Annotated in this window: 15 protein-coding genes, 1 tRNA gene and 2 pseudogenes; 9 read left to right on the forward strand and 9 right to left on the reverse strand. The window is 61.9% G+C overall.

The features are described 5' to 3' along the window. Window positions 1–16: 16 nt before the first annotated feature. The gene (metH, locus tag GVK95_RS08360; RefSeq protein ID WP_159948450.1) at window positions 17–3,772 is read right to left on the reverse strand and encodes a methionine synthase; all 3,756 of its coding nucleotides are present in this window, start codon (window positions 3,770–3,772) and stop codon (window positions 17–19) included. 159 nt (window positions 3,773–3,931) lie between these two features. On the opposite strand from metH, the gene GVK95_RS08365 reads away from it, so the two are divergent. Next, window positions 3,932–5,188 (forward strand): AGE family epimerase/isomerase, encoded by a 1,257-nt coding sequence (locus GVK95_RS08365; protein ID WP_159948452.1) that lies wholly within the window; start codon window positions 3,932–3,934, stop codon window positions 5,186–5,188. 77 nt (window positions 5,189–5,265) lie between these two features. Here GVK95_RS08365 and GVK95_RS08370 read toward each other — a convergent pair whose 3' ends face one another. Then, window positions 5,266–6,012: an SIMPL domain-containing protein gene (locus GVK95_RS08370; protein ID WP_159948454.1), complete on the reverse strand. Its 747-nt coding sequence runs from the start codon at window positions 6,010–6,012 to the stop codon at window positions 5,266–5,268. 206 nt (window positions 6,013–6,218) lie between these two features. Here GVK95_RS08370 and GVK95_RS08375 point away from each other — a divergent pair. The 3 genes and pseudogenes from GVK95_RS08375 to GVK95_RS08385 all read left to right on the forward strand — a co-directional run. Continuing rightward, window positions 6,219–6,294: transfer RNA gene (locus GVK95_RS08375), tRNA-Ile, on the forward strand. A 247-nt stretch (window positions 6,295–6,541) separates the two neighbouring features. After that, window positions 6,542–6,730: pseudogene (locus GVK95_RS08380) on the forward strand (IS3 family transposase); the annotation flags it as partial. A gap of 9 nt (window positions 6,731–6,739) precedes the next feature. Beyond that, window positions 6,740–7,942: pseudogene (locus tag GVK95_RS08385) on the forward strand (ISL3 family transposase); the annotation flags it as partial. 67 nt (window positions 7,943–8,009) lie between these two features. Here the strand turns inward: GVK95_RS08385 and GVK95_RS08390 are convergent. Genes GVK95_RS08390 through GVK95_RS08400 form a run of 3 tightly spaced genes read right to left on the reverse strand, consistent with a single transcriptional unit; the run spans window position 8,010 to window position 9,981 of the window. Further along, on the reverse strand, window positions 8,010–9,086 hold the full coding sequence (locus tag GVK95_RS08390; protein ID WP_159948456.1) for an ABC transporter substrate-binding protein: 1,077 nt from the start codon (window positions 9,084–9,086) through the stop codon (window positions 8,010–8,012). Between the two features lie 23 nt (window positions 9,087–9,109). Then, a complete protein-coding gene (locus GVK95_RS08395) occupies window positions 9,110–9,778 on the reverse strand; it encodes a TetR family transcriptional regulator C-terminal domain-containing protein (RefSeq protein WP_159948458.1) in 669 nt (222 codons plus the stop codon). A 44-nt stretch (window positions 9,779–9,822) separates the two neighbouring features. Continuing rightward, window positions 9,823–9,981, reverse strand: a complete 159-nt coding sequence (locus GVK95_RS08400) for a hypothetical protein (protein WP_159948460.1) — start codon at window positions 9,979–9,981, stop codon at window positions 9,823–9,825. A gap of 137 nt (window positions 9,982–10,118) precedes the next feature. Between GVK95_RS08400 and GVK95_RS08405 the strand changes: the two genes are divergently transcribed. Genes GVK95_RS08405 through GVK95_RS08420 form a run of 4 tightly spaced genes read left to right on the forward strand, consistent with a single transcriptional unit; the run spans window position 10,119 to window position 14,763 of the window. After that, entirely contained in the window at window positions 10,119–11,738 is a 1,620-nt protein-coding gene (locus GVK95_RS08405) for an NAD(P)/FAD-dependent oxidoreductase (RefSeq protein WP_159948626.1), read from the forward strand. Then, a complete protein-coding gene (locus tag GVK95_RS08410; RefSeq protein ID WP_159948462.1) occupies window positions 11,725–13,284 on the forward strand; it encodes an NAD(P)/FAD-dependent oxidoreductase in 1,560 nt (519 codons plus the stop codon). Before GVK95_RS08405 ends, GVK95_RS08410 begins: the two co-directional genes overlap by 14 nt. Next, the gene (locus GVK95_RS08415; RefSeq protein WP_159948464.1) at window positions 13,281–14,501 is read left to right on the forward strand and encodes an aminomethyltransferase family protein; all 1,221 of its coding nucleotides are present in this window, start codon (window positions 13,281–13,283) and stop codon (window positions 14,499–14,501) included. Before GVK95_RS08410 ends, GVK95_RS08415 begins: the two co-directional genes overlap by 4 nt. A gap of 10 nt (window positions 14,502–14,511) precedes the next feature. After that, complete coding sequence (locus GVK95_RS08420; protein ID WP_159948466.1) at window positions 14,512–14,763, forward strand: hypothetical protein; 252 nt, start codon at window positions 14,512–14,514, stop codon at window positions 14,761–14,763. 19 nt (window positions 14,764–14,782) lie between these two features. Here the strand turns inward: GVK95_RS08420 and GVK95_RS08425 are convergent, their stop codons facing one another. From GVK95_RS08425 to GVK95_RS08435, 3 genes are read right to left on the reverse strand one after another with little or no spacing between them, the layout of a single operon-like run. Continuing rightward, window positions 14,783–15,889 (reverse strand): ABC transporter ATP-binding protein, encoded by a 1,107-nt coding sequence (locus GVK95_RS08425; protein WP_159948628.1) that lies wholly within the window; start codon window positions 15,887–15,889, stop codon window positions 14,783–14,785. A 7-nt stretch (window positions 15,890–15,896) separates the two neighbouring features. Next, window positions 15,897–16,718: an ABC transporter permease gene (locus tag GVK95_RS08430; RefSeq protein WP_159948468.1), complete on the reverse strand. Its 822-nt coding sequence runs from the start codon at window positions 16,716–16,718 to the stop codon at window positions 15,897–15,899. Continuing rightward, window positions 16,715–17,635 carry an ABC transporter permease gene (locus tag GVK95_RS08435; RefSeq protein ID WP_200844238.1) on the reverse strand — a complete coding sequence of 307 codons (921 nt, stop codon included), beginning with the start codon at window positions 17,633–17,635 and terminating at the stop codon, window positions 16,715–16,717. The genes GVK95_RS08430 and GVK95_RS08435 overlap by 4 nt, the downstream gene beginning before the upstream one ends. A gap of 222 nt (window positions 17,636–17,857) precedes the next feature. On the opposite strand from GVK95_RS08435, the gene GVK95_RS08440 reads away from it, so the two are divergent. After that, entirely contained in the window at window positions 17,858–19,270 is a 1,413-nt protein-coding gene (locus GVK95_RS08440) for an aminotransferase (protein WP_159948470.1), read from the forward strand. Window positions 19,271–19,348: 78 nt separating this feature from the next. Here GVK95_RS08440 and GVK95_RS08445 read toward each other — a convergent pair whose 3' ends face one another. Then, window positions 19,349–20,548, reverse strand: coding sequence for an aromatic ring-hydroxylating dioxygenase subunit alpha (locus GVK95_RS08445; RefSeq protein ID WP_159948472.1), 1,200 nt, complete (start codon window positions 20,546–20,548; stop codon window positions 19,349–19,351). Window positions 20,549–20,551 lie beyond the last annotated feature (3 nt).

Consider the following 20,551-nt stretch of genomic DNA (forward strand, 5'->3'; position numbering starts at 1 on the left):
AGGGGCAACTCAATCCTCAGGCATCCGCCTTCGGCACATAGTTCAGCACCGGCCCAAGCCAGCGTTCGACCTCGCGCACATCCATGCCCTTGCGGCCGGCATAGTCTTCCACCTGGTCACGCTCGACCTTGGCAACGCCGAAATAATAGCTGTCCGGGTGGCCGACATAGATGCCCGAAACCGATGAACCCGGCCACATGGCGTAGCTTTCCGTCAGCGTCACGCCGGTTGCTTGCGTCGCATCCAGCAGCGAAAACAGCGTCGCCTTCTCCGTATGATCCGGCTGGGCAGGATAGCCGGGCGCCGGACGAATGCCGGCATATTCCTCGGCCACCAACTGATCCGGAGAATACGCCTCATCCGCTGCATAGCCCCAGAATTCACGACGCACCCGCTCATGCATGCGCTCGGCAAAGGCTTCGGCAAAACGGTCGGCCAGCGCCTTGACCATGATGGAGGAATAGTCGTCATTGGCCCTTTCGAAGCGTTCGGCGATCGCCACTTCCTCGATACCCGCGGTCACGACGAAACCGCCGATATAATCCTCGACGCCGCTGTCAGCCGGCGCGACGAAATCCGACAGCGCGACATTCGGCCGACCATCACGCTTCGACAATTGCTGGCGCAGCGTGAAGAACGTCGCCCGCTCCTCTGTCCTGCCGTCATCGGCAAACAGCCGAATGTCGTCGCCCACCGCATTGGCCGGCCAGAAGCCGACGACCGCACGCGGGCGGAACCAGTTTTCATCAATGATCTTCGCAAGCATAGCCTGCGCATCGGCAAACAACGCACGCGCCGCCTCGCCCTGCTTTTCGTCTTCGAGAATGGCCGGATAGCGGCCCTTCAACTCCCAGGTCTGGAAGAACGGCGTCCAGTCGATGTATTTTGCCAGTTCGGCAAGATCATAGTCCTGGAAGATCTTGGTGCCGGTAAAGCTCGGCTTGACCGGCTTGTACTGCGACCAGTCGACCTTGACGGCATTGGCCCGCGCACGCGCCAGCGGCAGACGCTGCTTTTCGGCTTCGGCACGCGCATGCGCATCCGCCACCTTGGCATATTCGCCACGCAGGGTCTCAATCGTGCTGTCGCGTGTCTCATTGGACAGGAGCGAGGATACCACGCCGACTGCGCGGCTGGCATCGGTGACATAGACCGCCTGCCCCGCCTGATACTGCGGATGGATCTTGACCGCCGTGTGCACGCGGCTGGTGGTCGCGCCGCCGATCAGCAGCGGCACATGGAAGCCCTGGCGCTGCATTTCTGCCGCCACATGCACCATTTCGTCGAGCGAAGGCGTGATCAGGCCGGACAGGCCGATGATGTCGACATTCTCCTCGATTGCGGTCTGGAGGATCTTGGTCGCCGGCACCATGACGCCGAGATCGATGATCTCGTAATTGTTGCAGGCGAGAACCACGCCGACGATATTCTTGCCGATGTCGTGCACATCGCCCTTCACCGTCGCCATCAGGATCTTGCCTGCCGCCTGGCGCTCGCCGGTGCCGCCATTGGCGCGCTTTTCCTCTTCCATGTAAGGCAAGAGAACGGCAACCGCCTGCTTCATCACACGGGCCGACTTGACCACCTGCGGCAGGAACATCTTGCCGGCACCGAACAGGTCACCAACGACATTCATGCCGGCCATCAGCGGCCCTTCGATGACATGCAGCGGCCGGGCGGCGCGCAGCCGCGCTTCTTCGGTGTCAGCATCGATGAATTCGGTGATACCATTGACCAGCGCATGCTCAAGCCGCTTTTCCACCGGCTGCTCACGCCAGGACATGTCCTGCACACGCGCCTGCTTCTCGCCCGTGCCGCGATAGCGTTCGGCAATCTCCAGCAGCCGCTCGGTGCCATCGGCGCGGCGATTGAGCACCACGTCCTCGCAGGCTTCGCGCAGGTCGGCATCGATGCTCTCATAGACCGCCAGCTGACCGGCATTGACGATGCCCATATCCATGCCCGCCTGAATGGCGTGGTAGAGGAACACCGCATGCATCGCCTCGCGCACCGGTTCATTGCCGCGGAACGAGAATGACAGGTTCGATACGCCGCCGGAAATATGCACCAGCGGCATGCGTTCGCGGATCGTGCGTGTCGCCTCGATGAAATCGACGCCGTAATTGTTGTGTTCCTCGATCCCGGTCGCGACAGCAAAGATGTTCGGGTCGAAGATGATGTCTTCCGGCGGGAAACCGGCTTCTTCGGTCAGGATCTTGTAGGCGCGCGAACAGATCTCGACCTTGCGCTCATATGTGTCTGCCTGGCCGGTCTCATCGAAGGCCATGACCACGACAGCAGCACCGTAACTGCGGATCAGCCGGCCCTGCGCAATGAAATTCTCCTCGCCTTCCTTCAGCGAGATCGAGTTGACCACCGACTTGCCCTGAACGCATTTCAGGCCGCTCTCGATGATCTGGAATTTCGACGAGTCGATCATCACGGGAACGCGGGCGATATCCGGCTCGGCAGCGATCAGGTTGAGGAACTCGACCATCGCCTTTTCCGAATCGATCAGACCTTCATCCATGTTGATGTCGATGATCTGCGCGCCGTTTTCCACCTGCTCGCGGGCGACCACCAAGGCGGCAGAATAATCGCCGGCGGTGATCAGCTTGCGGAACTTGGCAGAACCGGTGACATTGGTGCGTTCGCCGACATTGACGAAGGGAATGTCCTTGGTCAGCACGAAGGGCTCGAGCCCCGACAGCGACATGAACGGCCGGTGTTCGGCCGGCCGGCGCGGCGTCTTGCCGGCCAGCGCTTCCGAGATCGCACGGATATGCTCCGGCGTCGAGCCGCAGCAGCCGCCGACGACATTGACGATGCCTTCGTCGGCAAAGCCCGCCACCAGAGTTGCCATTTCCTCGGGATCCTGGTCGTATTTGCCGAACTCGTTCGGCAGGCCGGCATTCGGATAGGCAGAGATGAATGTGTCGGCAATGCCCGACAGTTCCTGCAGATGCGGACGCATCGCGTCGGCGCCCAGCGCGCAGTTCAGACCGACGGCAAACGGCTTTGCATGCGAGATCGAGTTCCAGAAGGCCGACGGCGTCTGGCCCGACAGCGTGCGGCCCGACAGGTCGGTGATCGTGCCGGAAATCATCACCGGCAGATGGATGCCCTTGGCGGCAAAGCGCTCGTGGCAGGCGAAGATCGCGGCCTTGGCGTTCAGCGTATCGAAGATCGTCTCGATCAGGATCAGGTCGGCACCACCGTCGATCAATCCGTCGATCTGCTCGCCATAGGCAAGCCTGAGATCGTCGAACGAGACGGCGCGATAACCGGGATTGTTGACGTCCGGCGAAATCGACGCCGTGCGGTTGGTCGGCCCGATGGCACCGGCAACAAAGCGGCGCTTGCCGTCCTCGCGTTCGGCGCGCAGGACCGCCCGGCGCACCGCATGGGCGCCCTGCTTGTTCAGGTCGTAGACGGCGCCTTCCATCTGATAATCGGCCTGGGCGATGCTGGTCGAGGAAAACGTATTGGTCTCGATGATATCCGCGCCCGCCATCGCATAGCGGAAATGGATGTCTTCGATCGCCTGCGGCTGCGACAGGATGAGAAGGTCGTTATTGCCCTGCTGATGGCAGGCGCAGCCGATGAAGCGCTCGCCGCGGAAATCATCCTCGTTCAGCCCCAGACCCTGGATCTCGGTGCCCATGGCACCGTCGAGCACCAGAATACGCTCACGCGCCGCCTGTTGCAGGGCTTTCAGGATTTCGTCTCCGTCCCGATTGGCGCCGTACTGGCCGAACAGTGAATCGAGCATAAGCGAATTCCTTTACTTCAAATGCGACAGCCGTCAGATCACATAAAGATATCTTTATGTCAACATTCGAATGCCCTGTTGGCAGTTGACTTCCTGTCATGACAAAGCCCGGCCGGATCGGCTATAGACCTGAAACGATTTAAGTCTCGGGAGGATATCATGTCGGACATCAGCGCAACCCAGCCGCTCGCAGCCCTCTGGTCGGACCGGCCCTATCACCGCAACTGGCTGCTGAGCCAGGCCAACGGCCTGTTCGATTTCTTCCAGACCGCCGCCATCAACCCGAAGGGCGGCTTCTATGACCTGTCCCGCGACGGCAAGCCGCTGTCGATCGACAACCCCGCCCGCGGTATCCATGCCAGCGCCCGCATGGTCCATTGTTTTGCCATCGGCGACCTGCTCGGTCGCCCGGGTTCAGCCGATGTCGTCGATCACGGCATGCGCTATCTCTGGGACAGGCATCGCGACGAAACCCATGGCGGTTATTTCTGGCAGGCCGACGACAATGGTGCCGCCGATGCCTCCAAGCAGGGCTATGGCCACGCCTTCGTCCTGCTCGCGGCCTCGTCGGCAAAGACCATCGGTCATCCGCTGGCCGACCGCATGCTGGCCGATATCACCGAAGTCATCGAAACCCGCTTCTGGGAAGCGGATCATGGCGCCATCGCCGAGGAATTCTCTGCCGACTGGCAGCCCGTGGCCGGCTACCGCGGCCAGAACTCCAACATGCACCTGACCGAATCCCTGATGGCCGCCTTCGAAGCGACCGGCGAGCGCCATTATCTCGACAAGGCGACAAGCATTGCGGACCTCGTGATCAACCGCCGCGCCCGCGAGGAAGCCTTCCGCGTTGCCGAGCATTTTGACGAGCAATGGGTGGTCGACCGCGACTACTATCACCCAAACGAGATGTTCCGTCCCGCCGGCACCACGCCAGGCCACTGGCTGGAATGGGCAAGGCTGCTGATGCAACTGTGGACCCTCGACGGCAAGCGCCATGACTGGATGCCGGAGGCAGCCCGTGGCCTTTTCTTCCAGTCCATGGCGCTCGGCTGGGACAAGGACAAGGGCGGCTTCTTCTACACGCTCGACTGGGCCAATGTGCCGGAAAAGACCGGCAAGCTCTGGTGGCCGCTCTGCGAGGGCGCAGGCGCCGCCCATTTCCTCAACCAGCACCAGGAAAGCGAGTTTCACGAGGAAAGCTACCGCCGCATCTGGAACTATATTGCCAACAACAGCCTCGACCGGCAATTCGGCGGCTGGCATGAGGAACTGACCGAGGACGGCATGCCGGCAAACAATCTCTTCCCCGGCAAGGGCGACATCTACCACGCCTTGCAGGCCTGCCTCATCCCGCTGTTTCCGGCCGAGGGCAGCCTCACCAAGGTCATCCGGGAATACCCTCTCGCGGTTTGAGCCTCGCGAAAGGTCGACAAACGCAAAAGGCCGGAGGTTTCCCTCCGGCCTTTCCGATCTTATGACTTTGGCAGGACTTACTGCTCGATCCCATACGTGATGTTGACCGTAACCGTGTAGCGATTCTCGCCGGCAGCCACCGGCACGGCCTCGTCCATGCGCTTGGCCATCGGCGCTGCGGCCGACATCATCATCGGCATCGGCCGGGAAAAGTTCTCCGAAATGTCGATGACGCGACCGACCTTGACGCCGGCCGCCTCCGACAATGTCTTCGCCTTGGCCGCCGCTTCAGCGACAGCCGCCTTGCGCGCCAACTCGATCGCAGCAGCCGGATCGTCATTGGAAAAGACGATATTGCCGCCCTGGTTGACGCCGAGCTTCACCGCCTGGTCGATCAACCCGCCGAGCTTGGCAAGATCACGCACACGAACGGTCAGCCCGTTCGATACGCTGTAGCCGACGATTTCCGGCGCCTCGAAGCCAGTGCCATCGGTTGGTTGCTGGCGATATTTCGGCTGGATGGAGAAATCCGTCGTCTGCAGATCCTTCTCGGCGATGCCCTGTCCCGTGAGGCTGGCAAGCACCTCGGCCATGGCCGCGCTGTTGGCGCTCAGGGCCTCGCCTGCGGTCGCCGCGTCGCGCACGACGCTCAGCGAAACCAGCGCCATGTCCGGCGCGATCGCGGCTTCGCCTTCGCCCGACACCATGATCGTCGCCTCGCGCCTCTCTGCCTCCGCCGCAAAGGCCGGCACGACAGAAGTGAGCATGAAAGCTGTGCTCGAAAGCGCTGCAGCCAGGGCAAGAGCGCGTGTATGTCTCAGCATGTGGAATGTTTCCTTTTTCCCTCGGATCCGTACCGTGCGGCCGATATTGCTCTTCACGGCCCGGTTGAATGCCCGTCCAAGTCATTGATGACGCGTGATTGTGAAGCCATTGCGGCAAAGGCTTGTCGCTCCGTAGAATTTGCGTTAGAGCCTTCGCCACGGAGCGGGATGACCATTGCCCGCCCGACGGCACCCAGTGCCGGGCTGGGCCTGTAGCTCAATGGTTAGAGCCGGCGGCTCATAACCGCTTGGTTGGGGGTTCGAGTCCCTCCGGGCCTACCATTTCTGTCTTTTGACGTTGTTTTTTCATCGTTTTTTCCTCGATGTAGCTTGCCGCGCTGTAGCTTGCCGCGCGAAATCGGAATTTTGACACGCGAAACCGGAATTTTCGGTTTTCCGGATGGGCTGTCAAAGCCCTCTCAACACCCATTTGAAGCTGGCGTGAAGTAGAAATCTGGGTGGTCCTACGGTCCATCCTAGTGTTTGTCACCGAAGCTGCCCCTAGCGGTGCAACTGCATCCATCGGCTTCAGCACCCGTATCGTCGCATCGCGGCGATGCTGCACCAGGCGGGTTGGATCGTGAACGTCAAACGGGTCGAGCGGATATGGCGGCGTGAGGGGCTGAAAGTTCCCGGCAAGCAAACCAAGCGCGGTCGGCTCTGGCTGAACGACAGCTCGTGCATCCGGCTTCGGCCGGAATACCCCAACCATGTCTGGCAGACCACTTTGGGTGGGCGACCGGCGGCGACTATCGCCCGCAGACTGATGGTGCCGATCAGCAACGATATCTTGCTGCGTGTCGTCCGACGGCGCGGCACCCCGCGTTTCGTTCCGTCGACGGTGATCGGCATCGACGACTGGGCTTGGCAGCGCAACCAGCGCTACGGGACGATCATCTGCGATCTCGAACGGCGCAAAACCATTGCACTTCTGCCGGACCGAGAGCCGGCAATCGCTCAGGCCTGGCTTTCGGATCAGTAACAGATCAGTATTGTTGCCCGCGACCGCGGTGGCGCCTACGCCCTTGCTGCAGCCAAGGCACTGCCGAAAGCAACCCAGGTGGCCGATCGATGGCACTTGATGGAAAACGCCAGTCGGGCGTTCCTCGACGCCGTCCGCAAATCCATGCGACAGATCAGAACAGCGATCGGGTCCGCAACGATCAATCCGGACCTGCTGACGGCCGCTGAGCGGAACCAATATCAGGGATATCTTCATCGAGAAGACACGAACGCAGCTATTCTGGACTTGGCCAAGTCCGGTGTTGCAATCAAAGATATCGTTCGTCGCACCGGGCACAGTCGCGGCCTCGTCAGGCGGGTGTTACGCGGTCAGCGCTCCGACGTGTTCCGCGTGCGGGAGAACTCGCTTGAAGTTTATCTGCCATGGCTCGACGCCCAGTGGAGTGCCGGTCACCGCAATGGCATACAGTTGTGGCGAGAGCTTACGCGCCAGGGATTCCATGGCTGCCTTCGCGTCGTAACCGAATGGGCGACGCGTCGACGAAAGGCGGAAAAGATGGACTGCGAGCCCTTGAGCCGGACGCCGTCGGCACGAACAGTCGCACGCCTCATGACCATCGGTCGCGACGATCTCTCCAAGTCTCAGACCGCTACGGTTGCCGCGATTGAAGGCGGTGTGCCGCAACTCGTCGAAGCGCGGGAAGTCGTCGCCGCTTTCCAAGCCATGATCCGCAAGAAATCTCTCGCCGATCTCGAACCGTGGTTGGAACGCGCCCGATCAAGCTTGGTCGCGGCCTTCGCCAATGGTGTCGCCAAAGACCGGGCAGCCGTGAGTGCCGCGATCAATTCGCGGTGGTAAAATGGACAGACGGAGGGGCAGATCACTAAGCTGAAGCTTGTAAAACGCCAGATGTACGGGCGAGGAAAAATCGACCTCCTTCAGGCCCGCGTCATCGGCGCCGGATAGCCCCCTGACCACCAAAATTGCATCAAAGCCCCATTTCGGTGCAATTTCACGCGCACCGGCGCGACGATCAATAGCCCGACTTGATCTTCTCGAACTCGGCGATCATGCGCTGACGCAGCTCGGTGGGCATTGGCGACTGGAACAGGGTGCTGTCTGTGAATTTGTCGATGTCGGCAAATCCCTTGTCGGCCAGGATCTTCGCATCGACTGCGGCCATGCCTTTGGCGTTCGAATGCCCGTAGCCCCAGTTTTCAACCATGTAGCTGCTGATGGCAGGATCGGTGATGGCGTTGAGGAAGCCATATTGCTGATCCTCGCTGCCTGCGCCGCCCTTGAGACGGACATAGCCGCAGACCCAGGTGGAAATGCCTTCCGTCGTGTCCTTGTTCATGGCGACGGGTACGCCGTCTGCGGCAAGTGTCGTCGCCGTCTCGTTCCAGGCCCAGGCGAGATCGACCTCGCCGCCGGCCATGGCCTGGCTCAGGTCGGTATTGTCCGTCCAGTAGAGGCGAACATTCTGGTGCACTGCGCGCAGGAAGTCGGACGCCTGCTTGAACTGCTCGTCCGTCAGCGTGGTCCAGTCTTTCACCCCGATCGCCAGGCTCGCCAGCGCATAGGCATCATCGACATTGTCGCCGATCGACACGCGATCCTTGAACTTCGGATCGGCAAAGGCCTTGAGCGAGGCGACATCCTCCGGCTTCACCGTATCTGTGCGATAGGTCAGCACCGTATTCCCCCATTCGAAGGGCAGAAAATAGGCCGCACCGTCATCGGCGGTCATCAGCCCCTTCATCGCCTTGATGCCGGGCAGGACGTCGTTCCAATTGGCAAGCTTGGACGTGTCGAGCGGCTCCAGCAGGCCTGCGTCTCGCCATTTCGCAACGCTTTGTGAACAGGGATGGGCGAGGTCTGCCGTGAAACCGGAGCGCAGTTTCTGGAAAGCTTCCTCCTCGTCACCGAAGAAGGAGAAATCGGGCTCACTGCCGAACTTCGCCGTATAGGTGGGGTGGAAAGCGGGATCCTCGTAACCGGCCCAGTCGAACACGACGATCGTGTCGGCCGCCGCTGCCGTGGGAGGTGCGACGCTTGCCAGGAGACCGGAAAGCAGGACGGACAGTCGTAATGCAGTTTTGGGCTTCATGCCGGTCTCCTGGGTCTGGGTTGTTATGTCGGGTCGGGACCCTCGCGGGTCATGTGCCGCGGGAAAAGTCCGACCAGGATCTCGACGGCCGCCGCATGCGCCGCTTCGCGCGTCAGGCCGTCATTCATCATCAGGCGCCACCACAAGCCCTCGAGCGTGGCGCATAAAGCAAGCGTCGTCGCCTGAGGTTCGAAGGAATAGCCACCTTCCGCCTTCAATGCCGTGATGAGATCCTCGAACAGCTGCTGATATCTGGCATCCCGCGCACCGCAGAGCGCCTGGTAGGTCGGCCGCGACTTCGCCTCGCCCCAGAAGGCGCACCAAGCCGCAAGCTTTCGCCGCGTGGTGAGCTTGCGATCGAAATCAGCGGCAACGAGTGCCCAGAGCTTGGCCGCGGCCGATGGGTCGGCTTTCTCATACGCCCCCATCCAGTGGCCGGCATACTCGTCCGCCATGAACTGCAGCGTGGCAATCAGAAGCCGCTCCTTGCTTTCGAAGTGGAAGTTGACGATGCCGCGCGACAGACCGGCCCCATCGGCCACGTTGGCAAGCGTCGTTTCCGCATAGCCACGCTTTGCCAGCGAATCGATCGTCGCCTCGATGAGCTGTTGCTGGCGGGTTTCCTTGGAGGCCTTGCGGCCCTTCCTGTCTCCGGGAACTCCCGCATCCGGGAGGGCGTCTATCAACTTCATGCTCTGGGTCCAGTTCCGAACGTAGCCGTCCGCGTGCTCAGACATCATCGCCGCGCACCCGGTTCATCAGACTTGAGATGAGCGTGACGACAGCCATCACTGTCAAGAACCTTCTTGGAAATGATGCGAGTAAAATGAGACTGGAACACGCGATCGTCCGCCCTGCCCTTTTTCCATAAATGCCCCACCACAAACTCAGCCATCCTGACCGTCCTTTTATCCATAACACCGTAGCATCTTCTTTGAGTTTTACAACAAACTTGCTGAATGTTCATTCAACATGGATGGACAAGCATTCGTTTTTCATTCACTTTTGGAGAAACGCATGATTGGGGGCAGCATGAAGACCCATGACGTGGTGATGATCGGCGGTGGGCACAACGGCCTCGTCGCAGCCTGCTATCTGCAAAAGGCCGGGCTCGATGTCGTCGTGCTGGAAAAGAACGATTGGGTGGGCGGAGCGGCCACCAGCCGCGAACTGACGCCCGGGTTTGTCTATTCCAACTGTTCCTATGTCTGCTCGCTGTTCAGGCCCGAGATCATGCGCGATCTCGAGCTGTCGAAACATGGACTGCAGATCATTTCCTACGAGGGCGGTGCGGTCTTCACCCGTGATGGCGACTATCTGGCCTCCTACCGGGATCATGACAGCCACCGGCGTGAATTCGCCCGCTGGTCGAGGCATGACGCGGAAGCCTACGAGCGTTATGCCCGCGACGTCACCCGCCAGTGCCGCTTCATCCAGCCGCTTTTGATGCGCACGGCGCCAGATCCTTTTTCTTTCAAGCCGCGTGACATCGGTGAACTTCTCTTCCTTGCCAAGCGCTTCGGAAATTTTTCCGCAGCCGAAATGGCCGCGACCCTGCGCTTCTGGACCATGTCCATATCGGACTTCCTCGATGAGTATTTCGAGACTGATGTGGTGAAGGCCTATCTGGCCCTTTCCGGCATCATCGGCACAGCGCTCGGGCCGATGTCGCCGGGCACGGCTTACGTCCTGCTGCACCACTATATGGGCGAAGTCGACGGATCGGTCGGCGCCTGGGGCTATGCCCGTGGCGGCATGGGCGCGATCAGCCGGGCGCTTGCGAGCTCTTTCCAGGCGTCCGGCGGCACGATCCGCACCGGCGCCGATGTCGAAAAGGTCCTGACGCGCGGCGGAGAAGCGACCGGCGTCGTGCTGGCCGACGGCGAGGAGGTGCGCGGCCGCACGATCGTCTCCAATGCCGATGTGAAACGTACGTTTCTCAAGCTCGTCGAGGAAAAGGACCTGCCGGAGCGCTTCGTGCACCGCGTCCGCCATTTCAAGATGCGCGGCTCGTCGGGCAAGCTCAATATTGCCCTCGACAGCCTGCCTGAGTTTCCGGCCCTGCCGCAAGGCTCCACCTGCATTCGCGGCGACATGCACTTCACCGACAGCGTAGAGCGTATGGAGCGCGGCTATGACGACTGGAAGGACGGGCGCTGGTCGGCCGATCCCTTCGTGGACATGATGATCCCGACCACGGTGGATCCGACCATGGCTCCGCCCGGCAAGCATTTCATGAGCTGCTTCGTGCAATATTGCCCGCCGAAGGTCGAGGGGCGGGACTGGACGGATGCTGACCGCGATGCCTTCGCCGAAACGGTCGTCAGTCAGATTGCCACCTATTCGCCGGGTTTCCGGGACCGCATTCTTCACATGGAAGTGCGCACCCCGCGCGAAATCGAGGCGGAGGTCGGATTGACGGAAGGCAATATCTTCCAGGGCGAACTGACCTTCGATCAGCTCCTCTTCAACCGGCCTGTGCCGGGCTATGCCCAATATCGCAGCCCGGTAAAGGGCCTGTATATCTGTGGGTCGTCGACACACCCCGGTGGCGGCGTCATGGGCGCTCCGGGACGCAACGCCGCCGTGGAAATCCTGCGCGACCTCAAGCTTGGCCGACAACATGTGAGTAGGGCCCATGACGTCATTTGATGCGATCGTGATCGGTGGCGGTCACAACGGGCTGACAGCGGCAGCAGCGCTGTCCCGCAGCGGACGTAAGGTGGTGGTTCTGGAGGCGCATCAGAAGGCCGGCGGTGCCCTGCGCGGTGATACCTTCCATCCCGGCTTCCAGGCGAACGGTCCCGCACAGATCGTCAACCAGTTGGATCCGGATGTAGCGAAGCTTCTGGCCCTGGCCGAGAACTTGGCGGGCGGGCGGGACGTTCCGACCGTGGTGCTGTCTGAACGGGTAGAGCCCGCCATTCTGGAGGGTGCCTATGGCGAACGGATCAAAGGCGTCTCAGGGGACGAGGCAGACCGGTTCAGGCTCCTGCGCGACACGTTGGTTTCACAGGCCGGGATCCTGCGACGCTTCCTCAAGCGTACGCCTCCGCCGCTCAAGAATGTCGGGATTGCAGATCTTGCCGCGCTGGGGTCGGCAGGTCTCGCTCTCCTTTTCAGGGGGCGCGAGGAAGGCCGGGACTTCCTGCGCATGCTGTTGATGAATGTCGCCGATATCGGCGACGAATACCTGACCGACGATCGCATGAAGGCGCTAATCGCCTTCGACGCCACACTCGGCGTCCAGCTTGGTCCGCGCTCTCCGACCTCCCTGCTCGGCCTCTACTACCGCCTGACGGGCGAGGCGAACGGTCGCGTGGGCGGTCAATTCGTGCCCGAGGGCGGCTTAGCCGCACTAGGCGAAGCCTTTGTCGGCGGTGCGGTGAAGGCGGGGGTGACTATCAGAACCGGTGCTCCCGTCGCCAGCATCCTGGCCGACCGGGGTGTCGTCAGCGGCGTCGTGCTGGAAAGCGGCGAGACGTTAACGGCACCGATCATCGTCGCCGCCATTCATCCAAAAACAACCTTCCTCACCCTCGTCGACGCCGCCGAGATCGGCACCGGGTTCCGCCGCGCCATCGGCAATATCCGATCACTGGGCAATGTCGCCCGGCTCGACATCGCCCTCGATGCGCCGCCGTCTTTCACCGGAGTGCCGGAGGACGCACTCACCGGCCGACTGGTGATCGGCCGGTCATTGAAGCATGTAGAAACCGCCTTCAATCCCTCCAAATACGGCGAGCTGCCGGCAGATCCGGTGATGGAGGTGATGCTGCCGAGCTTGGCGCAGCCCTCGCTCGCCCCGTCGGGTGCCGCGACGCTGTCGGCCCTCATCCCCTTCGCGCCCTATGCGCTTAAGGAGGGGTGGGAGCGTGGGCGAAGCCGACTTGAGGCCTCGGCCCTTGCCGTCCTGGAACGCCATGCGCCGGGCATTGGCCGTACTGTTCGCGCCGCGCGCGTGATGGCGCCACAGGATATCGAAACCACCTACCACATGCCCGGCGGGCACTGGCACCATGGCGAATTGCAGGCAGACCAGCTTCTGGTGAACCGACCCGTGCACGCCGCCTCGCGCTACAGCACGCCACTCCAGGGGCTGTTCCTTGCCAGTGCCGGGGCGCATCCCGGCGGCGGCATTTCCGGCCTGCCCGGCCTCCTGTCAGCGCGCCACATTCTTGCCGGAGACAAACGATGAACCTCGATCCCGCCAAGCGCCGCGCCGAACATCTACACATCACAGCGCCGCGTCTCGAAACGCCGTTCCATCCCCGCATCCAGGCACTGTCGACCACCAACGACTGGTATTCCTGGGCGGGCTACAAGGCACCGCACTCGGTCTTCGACGACGAACTCGAATATTTCGCGATCCGCTCCACGGCCGCCCTGTTCGACATCTCGCCGATGGTCAAATACCGCATCCGTGGTGCCGGTTCCGAACGCTTCCTCAACCGCGTGACGCTGCGCGACGTGCGCAAGCTGCGGTCGGGCCGGGTTCAGTATACCGCATGGTGCGACGATCACGGTCACGTGCTGGACGACGGCACCCTCTTCCGACTGGCAGAGACGGACTTCCGCCTCTGCTGCCAGGAGCGCCACCTGCCCTGGCTCACCGACAGCGCCAATGGCTTCGACGTGACGATAGAAGAGGAAACCGAAACACTGGCCGCGGTCGCCCTCCAGGGGCCGACCAGCTTTTCGGTGCTCGACGCCGCAGGATTTTCAAGCGTCGGGAGCCTTCGGCCATTTCAACTGGCGGGCTTCGATCACAACGGTCGCGAGATCGTCATCTCCCGGACCGGCTTCACCGGCGACCTCGGCTACGAACTTTTCGCGCCCGCGGATATTGCGCTGTCGCTGTGGGACCGGATCTGGAATGCCGGCCAGCAGTTCGGCCTTCAGGCAATCGGATACGGCGCGCTCAATCGCGCCCGCATCGAAGCCGGCTTCATCGTCGCCAATGCCGATTTCACCACCGCGGAGACCGCCTTGCGTCCCGACCGGGAGCGGCTGCCCGACGAAATCGGCCTCGACTGGCTGGTGGATCCAGAAAAGCCCTTCTTCAACGGCCGCGACGCCATCCTCGAGGCGAGGAAGAGGAAATCGCTGAAGCACATTCTTGTGGGGCTCGAAATCGAGGGAAACGTCGCCGCCGAGCATGCCCTCATTTACCATCGCAGGACCCGCGAAGCCGGTATCGTCACCGCTGGCATCTGGTCGCCGCTCGCCAAGCGCAACATTGCGATCGCCACGCTCGCCCGCCCCTATGGCGAACGCATTCTCGACGATCTCTGGGTGGAAATCTATGCGCTGCGGGAACTGCAGTATCAAAAGATGATGAAGCGCGCCAAGATCGTGCCGCGCCCCTTCATCAGGCTGGACCGGCGAACGGCCACGCCGCCGGGCCGGTTCTGAGGCCAGGGCCATGGAAAAGGAACCGGACAGCGAGGCTCTCGTGCAATGGGAGATCATCACGCTCCCGCCGGGCATCGACTGGTCCGGACGCGCCCGCTACGGTGCGGCGATGTATTTCTATGGTCGCGGCGAGATGGACGCCCAAACACTGGAAGTCTACCGCTATCTCGCCCGTCTCGATTCAGAAGACCCTGCAGACGTGTTGCGGCGCTATCGCATCGGCGCAAACTGGCTCGAAAAGCTGGGGCGCTACGGCGGCTGAGCGGATCTGGCCCCTGCGATCAGTCGACCTTGCGAATCCGATCCTCAGTCTCATCATCTGCGAGTGCGACGAAAGCGTCCGGGTCATAGGCGAGCCGGATCGGTTCGCCGATCGGAAGGTCGTCGGCGCCGTAGGTATTCGTCTCGACCATGGAAAGCGGCTGCTCCAGCCCATCAACGCGGACAGACAGGTGCGTCGTCTCGCCGAAATAGGCCCGGTTCGTGACCCTGCCCTGCAATTCGTGGTCGGCGCGCTCGCCATCCCACAAAAGACGCAGCCGTTCAGGCCGGATACCAAGCGTTATCCTGTCACCCGGTCGACCGCCCGAGGCCGCAGCAACTATGCGCAGCCGGCCAAAACGTTCTGTCTCCACGGACAGGATGGCCCCTGCATTCTCGACAACCTTGCCCGACAGGAAGTTCATGCCGCCCAGGAAATCAGCCGTCAGCCGCGTCAGAGGATGCTGGTACAATTCCTTCGGCGTCGCTACCTGGGCGATACGCCCTCCGAACATGACGGCGATCCGATCGGACAGCGCCAGCGCCTCATACTGGTCGTGGGTCACCAGGACAAAGGTGATGCCCACGGCCTTCTGCAGGGCGCGCAATTCGGATTGCATCTCCTCGCGCAGTTTCTTGTCGAGCGCCGAGAGCGGCTCGTCGAGCAGCAGCACCTTGGGACGCAGCACCAGTGCCCGGGCGAGGGCGACGCGCTGCCGCTGGCCACCGGACAGTTCATGACCGCGTCGTTTTCCGAGATGGCCGAGGCGCACCTGGTCGAGCGCATCGCGTACGCGACGACGCTCTTCTGTCGTGCCGAGTTTCAGGCGCTTCAGGCCGTAGGACACATTCTCCTCGACATTGAGATGCGGGAAGATGGCGTAGTTCTGGAAGACCATATTGGTCGGTCGACGGTTTGGCGGGACCCCGATCACCGACTGGCCGTCGATCCTGATGTCGCCGGAACTCGGTGTCTCGAAACCCGCGATCGAGCGCAGGAGCGTCGTCTTGCCGCAGCCGGACGGGCCGAGCAGCGAGAAGAACTCGCCGGCGGGGATATCGAGCGAGACTTCGGTCAACGCCTTATAGATCCCGTAGAACTTGTTTACTCCTGAAATCTCGATCATCGGCGTATCAGACATGGGTTGCAGCTCCTGCAGAAAGCTGCCGCTCGGTGCGCCGCCGCAAGAGCTCGGCTGCGGCGAGCAGACAGATGGACAAGGCAAGCATGATGCTGCCGAGCGCCAGAACGCCCGGAAGCTTGGCGGCGAAACGCAATTGCCCCCAGATGTAGACGGGCAGCGTCGGCTCGGTGCCCGACAGGAAAAAGGCAAGCAGGAATTCGTCGAGCGAGATGGTGAAGGAGACCAGAAGGCTGGACAGGATGGCCGGCGCCACCACCGGCAGGGTAACCCTTCTGAACGTGCCGAAAGCGGTTTCACCGAGATCGAGCGAGGCCTCCTCCAGCGACCGGTCGAAGCCGTCAAAACCGGCCATCAGGACAGCCATGGAATAGGGCAGGCAGAAGACCACCTGGCCGAGGATGACGGTCAAGAGCGAGAGCTCCGCACCGACCTGAAGCACAATCATCAGCAGTGAAACGGCAACGATGATCTCGGGCAGGAACAACGGCGCCATGATCAGGCCATGGGCCGCGCTGCGCCCTCGAAAGCGGTAGCGCGTCACCGCCCGGGCCGCGCAGATCGCCAGCCCGGTCGACAGGACCGACACGCAGATACCGACGACGAGACTGTTGAAGGCCGCATCCAGCATTTCCCGGTTGCCCCAGAGCGAGGCGTACCACTTCGTCGTAAAGCCGGCGAGCGGGAAGCGCGGGGCTGCGGCATTGTTGAAGGAGAAGACCGGAAGCAGCAGGATCGGCAGGTAGAGGAACCCGAGATAGAGCGCCATATAGACCGGCAGCACGCGCCAGCGGGAAGGTTTGAGCAGGCTCATCGGATCCGCCTCGCCGCAAGTTTCAGCAACAGCGCGCAGGCGCCAGCCATAAACGTGACGATCACCATCGTGGTGACCGACAAGGCGGCCCCCAGCGGCCAGTTGGCCGCCTTGCCAAACTGTGCCTGAATAGCGGTGGCAATCATTACCCCGTCCTTGCCGCCGACGAGGCGTGGCGTGACATAGTCGCCGACGGTCGGGATCATGACGATGAGCAGAGCAGACACGACCCCCGGCATGGAGAGCGGCAGGACGACACGCAGGAAGCTGCGCACTGGCCCGTCACCGAGGTCCCGCCCCGCTTCGACCAGGGAACGGTCGATCTTTTCGAGCGACACGTAAATCGGCAGGATCGCGAAAGCGGCCCAGCTATGGACCAGCGTGATCGCCACGGCATTGGAATTGTAGAGAAGCGAAGCGATCGGCTCGTTGGTGATGCCGAGCGACATCAGCCCTGTGTTCAGGACCCCCTGATAACCGAGGATCATCTTCCAGGACATGACCCTGAGCAGGTAACTCGTCCAGCAGGGCACCGTGATCAGGAAGAGCAGCAGGTTCTTGTGACGCCCTCCGTGAAAGGAGATGAACCAGGCGACCGGATAGGAAACGACGACCGTCACGACGGATACGACAAGAGAGATGGCCAGCGAGCGCAGCAGCAGATCGCGGTAGATTGGCTCCGTCAGGGCGACGCGGTAGTTCTCGAAGGTGAAGCTGCGATCGATCTCCAGGTAGTTCTGCGTCCAGAAACTGTAGGCAAAGACCGTGAGGATCGGAATGCCCAGCAGGAACAGGGCGTAAAGGGCCGTCGGTGAAATGAGAGCAAGCCCGGCCGCTTCTTCGCCGCGCAGCCATGACGGCCTTGCAGGCGGGTCACTGATCGCCGCGCGGGCTGATCGATCAACAGTCATCGCCATCAGCGCCCCTCCCCGGGTTCGGCGCGACAACGGGCGTATTGCAGCAAGCGACGCATGGCAGCTCTCCGGCTTTCCGCCTCTTCCGTTCCGTTTCCCATGATGAGCGCAATTGTTGACGGAATGCAAGCACCCATCGTTCGAATCTGATTGAACGTCCATTCAATATGATGCTATTCTCCAATCAAATTCAGACGCTTGAAGTGATACAAAAAGAGGCTCGCAATGGCAGCTATCCGCAATGTCGAAACCATGTCTGCAACCGAACGCCTGGACTTCGCCGATATGGCCAAAAGGCACCTGATCCAGCCCTGGCCAGTTGCCGGCGAGATCGGCGCGGAGGCCCGGGGCGGCATCATCGCAGGCGACGGCATTTATGTCACCGACATCGAGGGGCGCAGGCTCATCGACGGCCCCGCCGGCATGTGGTGCACCAATGCCGGCCATGCCTGCGAGCCCATCGCCCGAACTCTCTATGAACAGGCGATGACTCTCTCCTACAATTCCCCTTGGTACACGGCGAGCGAACCCTCGGTTCGCCTGTCAGGGCGGCTTGCCGCCCATGCGCACGGTGATCTCGACCATGTCTTCTACACCACCGGCGGGTCGTCGGCGGTGGAGACGGCGCTGCGTTTCATGCAGTTCGCCAACAATGTGTTCGGCCGCCCGGCCAAGAAGAGGATTGTCGCCCGCCAGGGTGGCTATCACGGCTCCACCTATCTCTCCGCCTCGCTGAACGGCCGCCCGCGGGATCATGACTGGATGGACAGCGCCGGCGAACTCGTGGTCAAACTTTCCTGCCCCAACCCGTTCCGCCGCCCGGCAGGCCTATCGGTCGAGGCCTTCTGCGACATGCTCGTCGACGAGTTCCGCACGACGATCGAGACACTGGGAGCCGATACCATCGGGGCATTCGTCGCGGAGCCGATCATGGCCTCCGGCGGGGTGATCGTACCGCCACCTGGCTACCTCACCCGCATGCGCGACTTGTGCCGCGACGGCGACATCCTGTTCATTGCCGACGAGGTCGTCACCGCCTTCGGACGTCTCGGCCATGTCTTTGCCTCGAAGGAGGTCTTCGGCATCGAGCCTGACATCATCACGTTTGCCAAGGGTGTCACCTCCGGCTACTTCCCGCTCGGCGGCGCAATGATCTCGGCCGCTCTTCTGGAGAGGCTGCGTCATTCCAATCATTCAGACGCGATGTTCGCGCATGGCCTGACCTATAGCAGCCATCCGATCGGCTGCGCCGTGGCAGAAACCAATCTCGACCTGCTGGAAGGTGGCCTGCTGGCCCATGCCCGGGACATCACCCCCTATTTCCAGGCACAGTTGAAGACGCTCGAGGATCTGCCGCTCGTCGGCGAGGTTCGCGGGCTCGGGCTGATGGCCTGCGTCGAATGTGTCGCCGATCGGGAGAGCAACAACCCCTTGGCGCTCGACCTCGAGGTCGGCAAGCGGATCGATGCCCATTGCCAGCATCTCGGCCTGCTCGTGCGGCCGCTCATCCACATGTGCGTGATGTCGCCACCGCTCACCATCACCCGACCACAGATCGACGACCTCGTTTCCATCCTGCGCCGTGGCATTGAACTCACACAGGACGAACTGGTCCGCGAAGGTCTCTGGAAGGACTGAACGCAGATCCAAAATATCCAAAGCCGGCGACAAGTCTTTGCCGCCGGCTTTTCCGTCGCGCTCGTGCAGTACCCAGCGCTAGATCCTGTTCGACATCCGTGCATTCACCTCGGCCATGCGCCCCTCCTCGGGCGCCTCGTCGAGGGTCATCACCGGCAGCACCGCACGCAGATGGTCGTGATGGGTCCGCACACCATATTCCAGATCGGAGAGGTAGAAACCGGCAAAAGCCCGTGAGGTCATCGCCTCGTTCGACCAGACGGTGAGTTGCACGTCCTCGGCCATCGTGTCCCTGTCGATGCGGGCCGCCAGATACCGCGCGAGACGCTGCGCCCGCCCCTCGTCGTGGTAGCGATAGATCGCGCCGCGAAGCTGGGTTTTGCCTCGTGTAATGGGAAACTCCTGGTAGAACTGCAGGCTTTCCGGCGTCACTGCGATCACGTTGTTCGGAAACAGGCCGTAATAGATCCAGGCCTTCCGCAATTCCGGCGGTATATGCGTGGCCTCCGGCGCGACGGCGCGGTACTGGCGTACACTCCATCGCCGGCCCGCATGCGGATTATAAGTGGCAAACGAACGGCAGATTCCACCGACGAATGGCTCGTCATAATAGCTGGAGCCATAGAGGTCCTGCAGCGACGGATGCGCCATGGCGACATGATACCCTTCGTTGTCGACATCACGCACCGATTTCCAGTTGACCGGCGATTCATGTCCCCAGAAGCCGGTGGTCGGGATCATGTCACGGGTCCGGTAATGCGAGAGCTCCGCCTCGAACGGTTTCATGAGTTCCGCGACAGAGGGCTGTGGGCCCGGCTTGAGGCGGATGAAGACGAAGCCGAGCCAGACCTCCGTCTCGATGCCGGCAAGGGAGAATTCATCCTTGTCGAGGGGCGGAAAACTGTCCGGTCGCGACGGGCCGCGCAACGTGCCGTCCAGATTGTAGACCCAGCCATGAAACGGACAGACCAGCGCACCCCGACAATGCCCGGCCTCCGCCGTCACCAGACGGGAGCCGCGATGGCGGCAGACATTGTTGAAGGCGCGGACCTTGCCCGCCTTGTCGCGCAGCACGAGTACCCGCTCGCCCACCATGTCGAGTGTAATGTAGCTGCCGGGCTCCGGCACGTCCGAGACATGGCAGGCGATCTGCCAGTGGCTGCGGAAGACATGCTCCTTCTCGAGCTCCAGCAGCGCATCCGAATGGTAACACCAGCCGGGAAGTCCCCTTCGATCCCAGTTCTTCGGCACGGCGATATCACGGACAAGCTCGTTCATGGC

The sequence above is a fragment of the Rhizobium sp. 18065 genome (assembly GCF_902706095.1).
In the GTDB taxonomy this organism is placed as follows: Bacteria; Pseudomonadota; Alphaproteobacteria; order Rhizobiales; family Rhizobiaceae; genus Allorhizobium.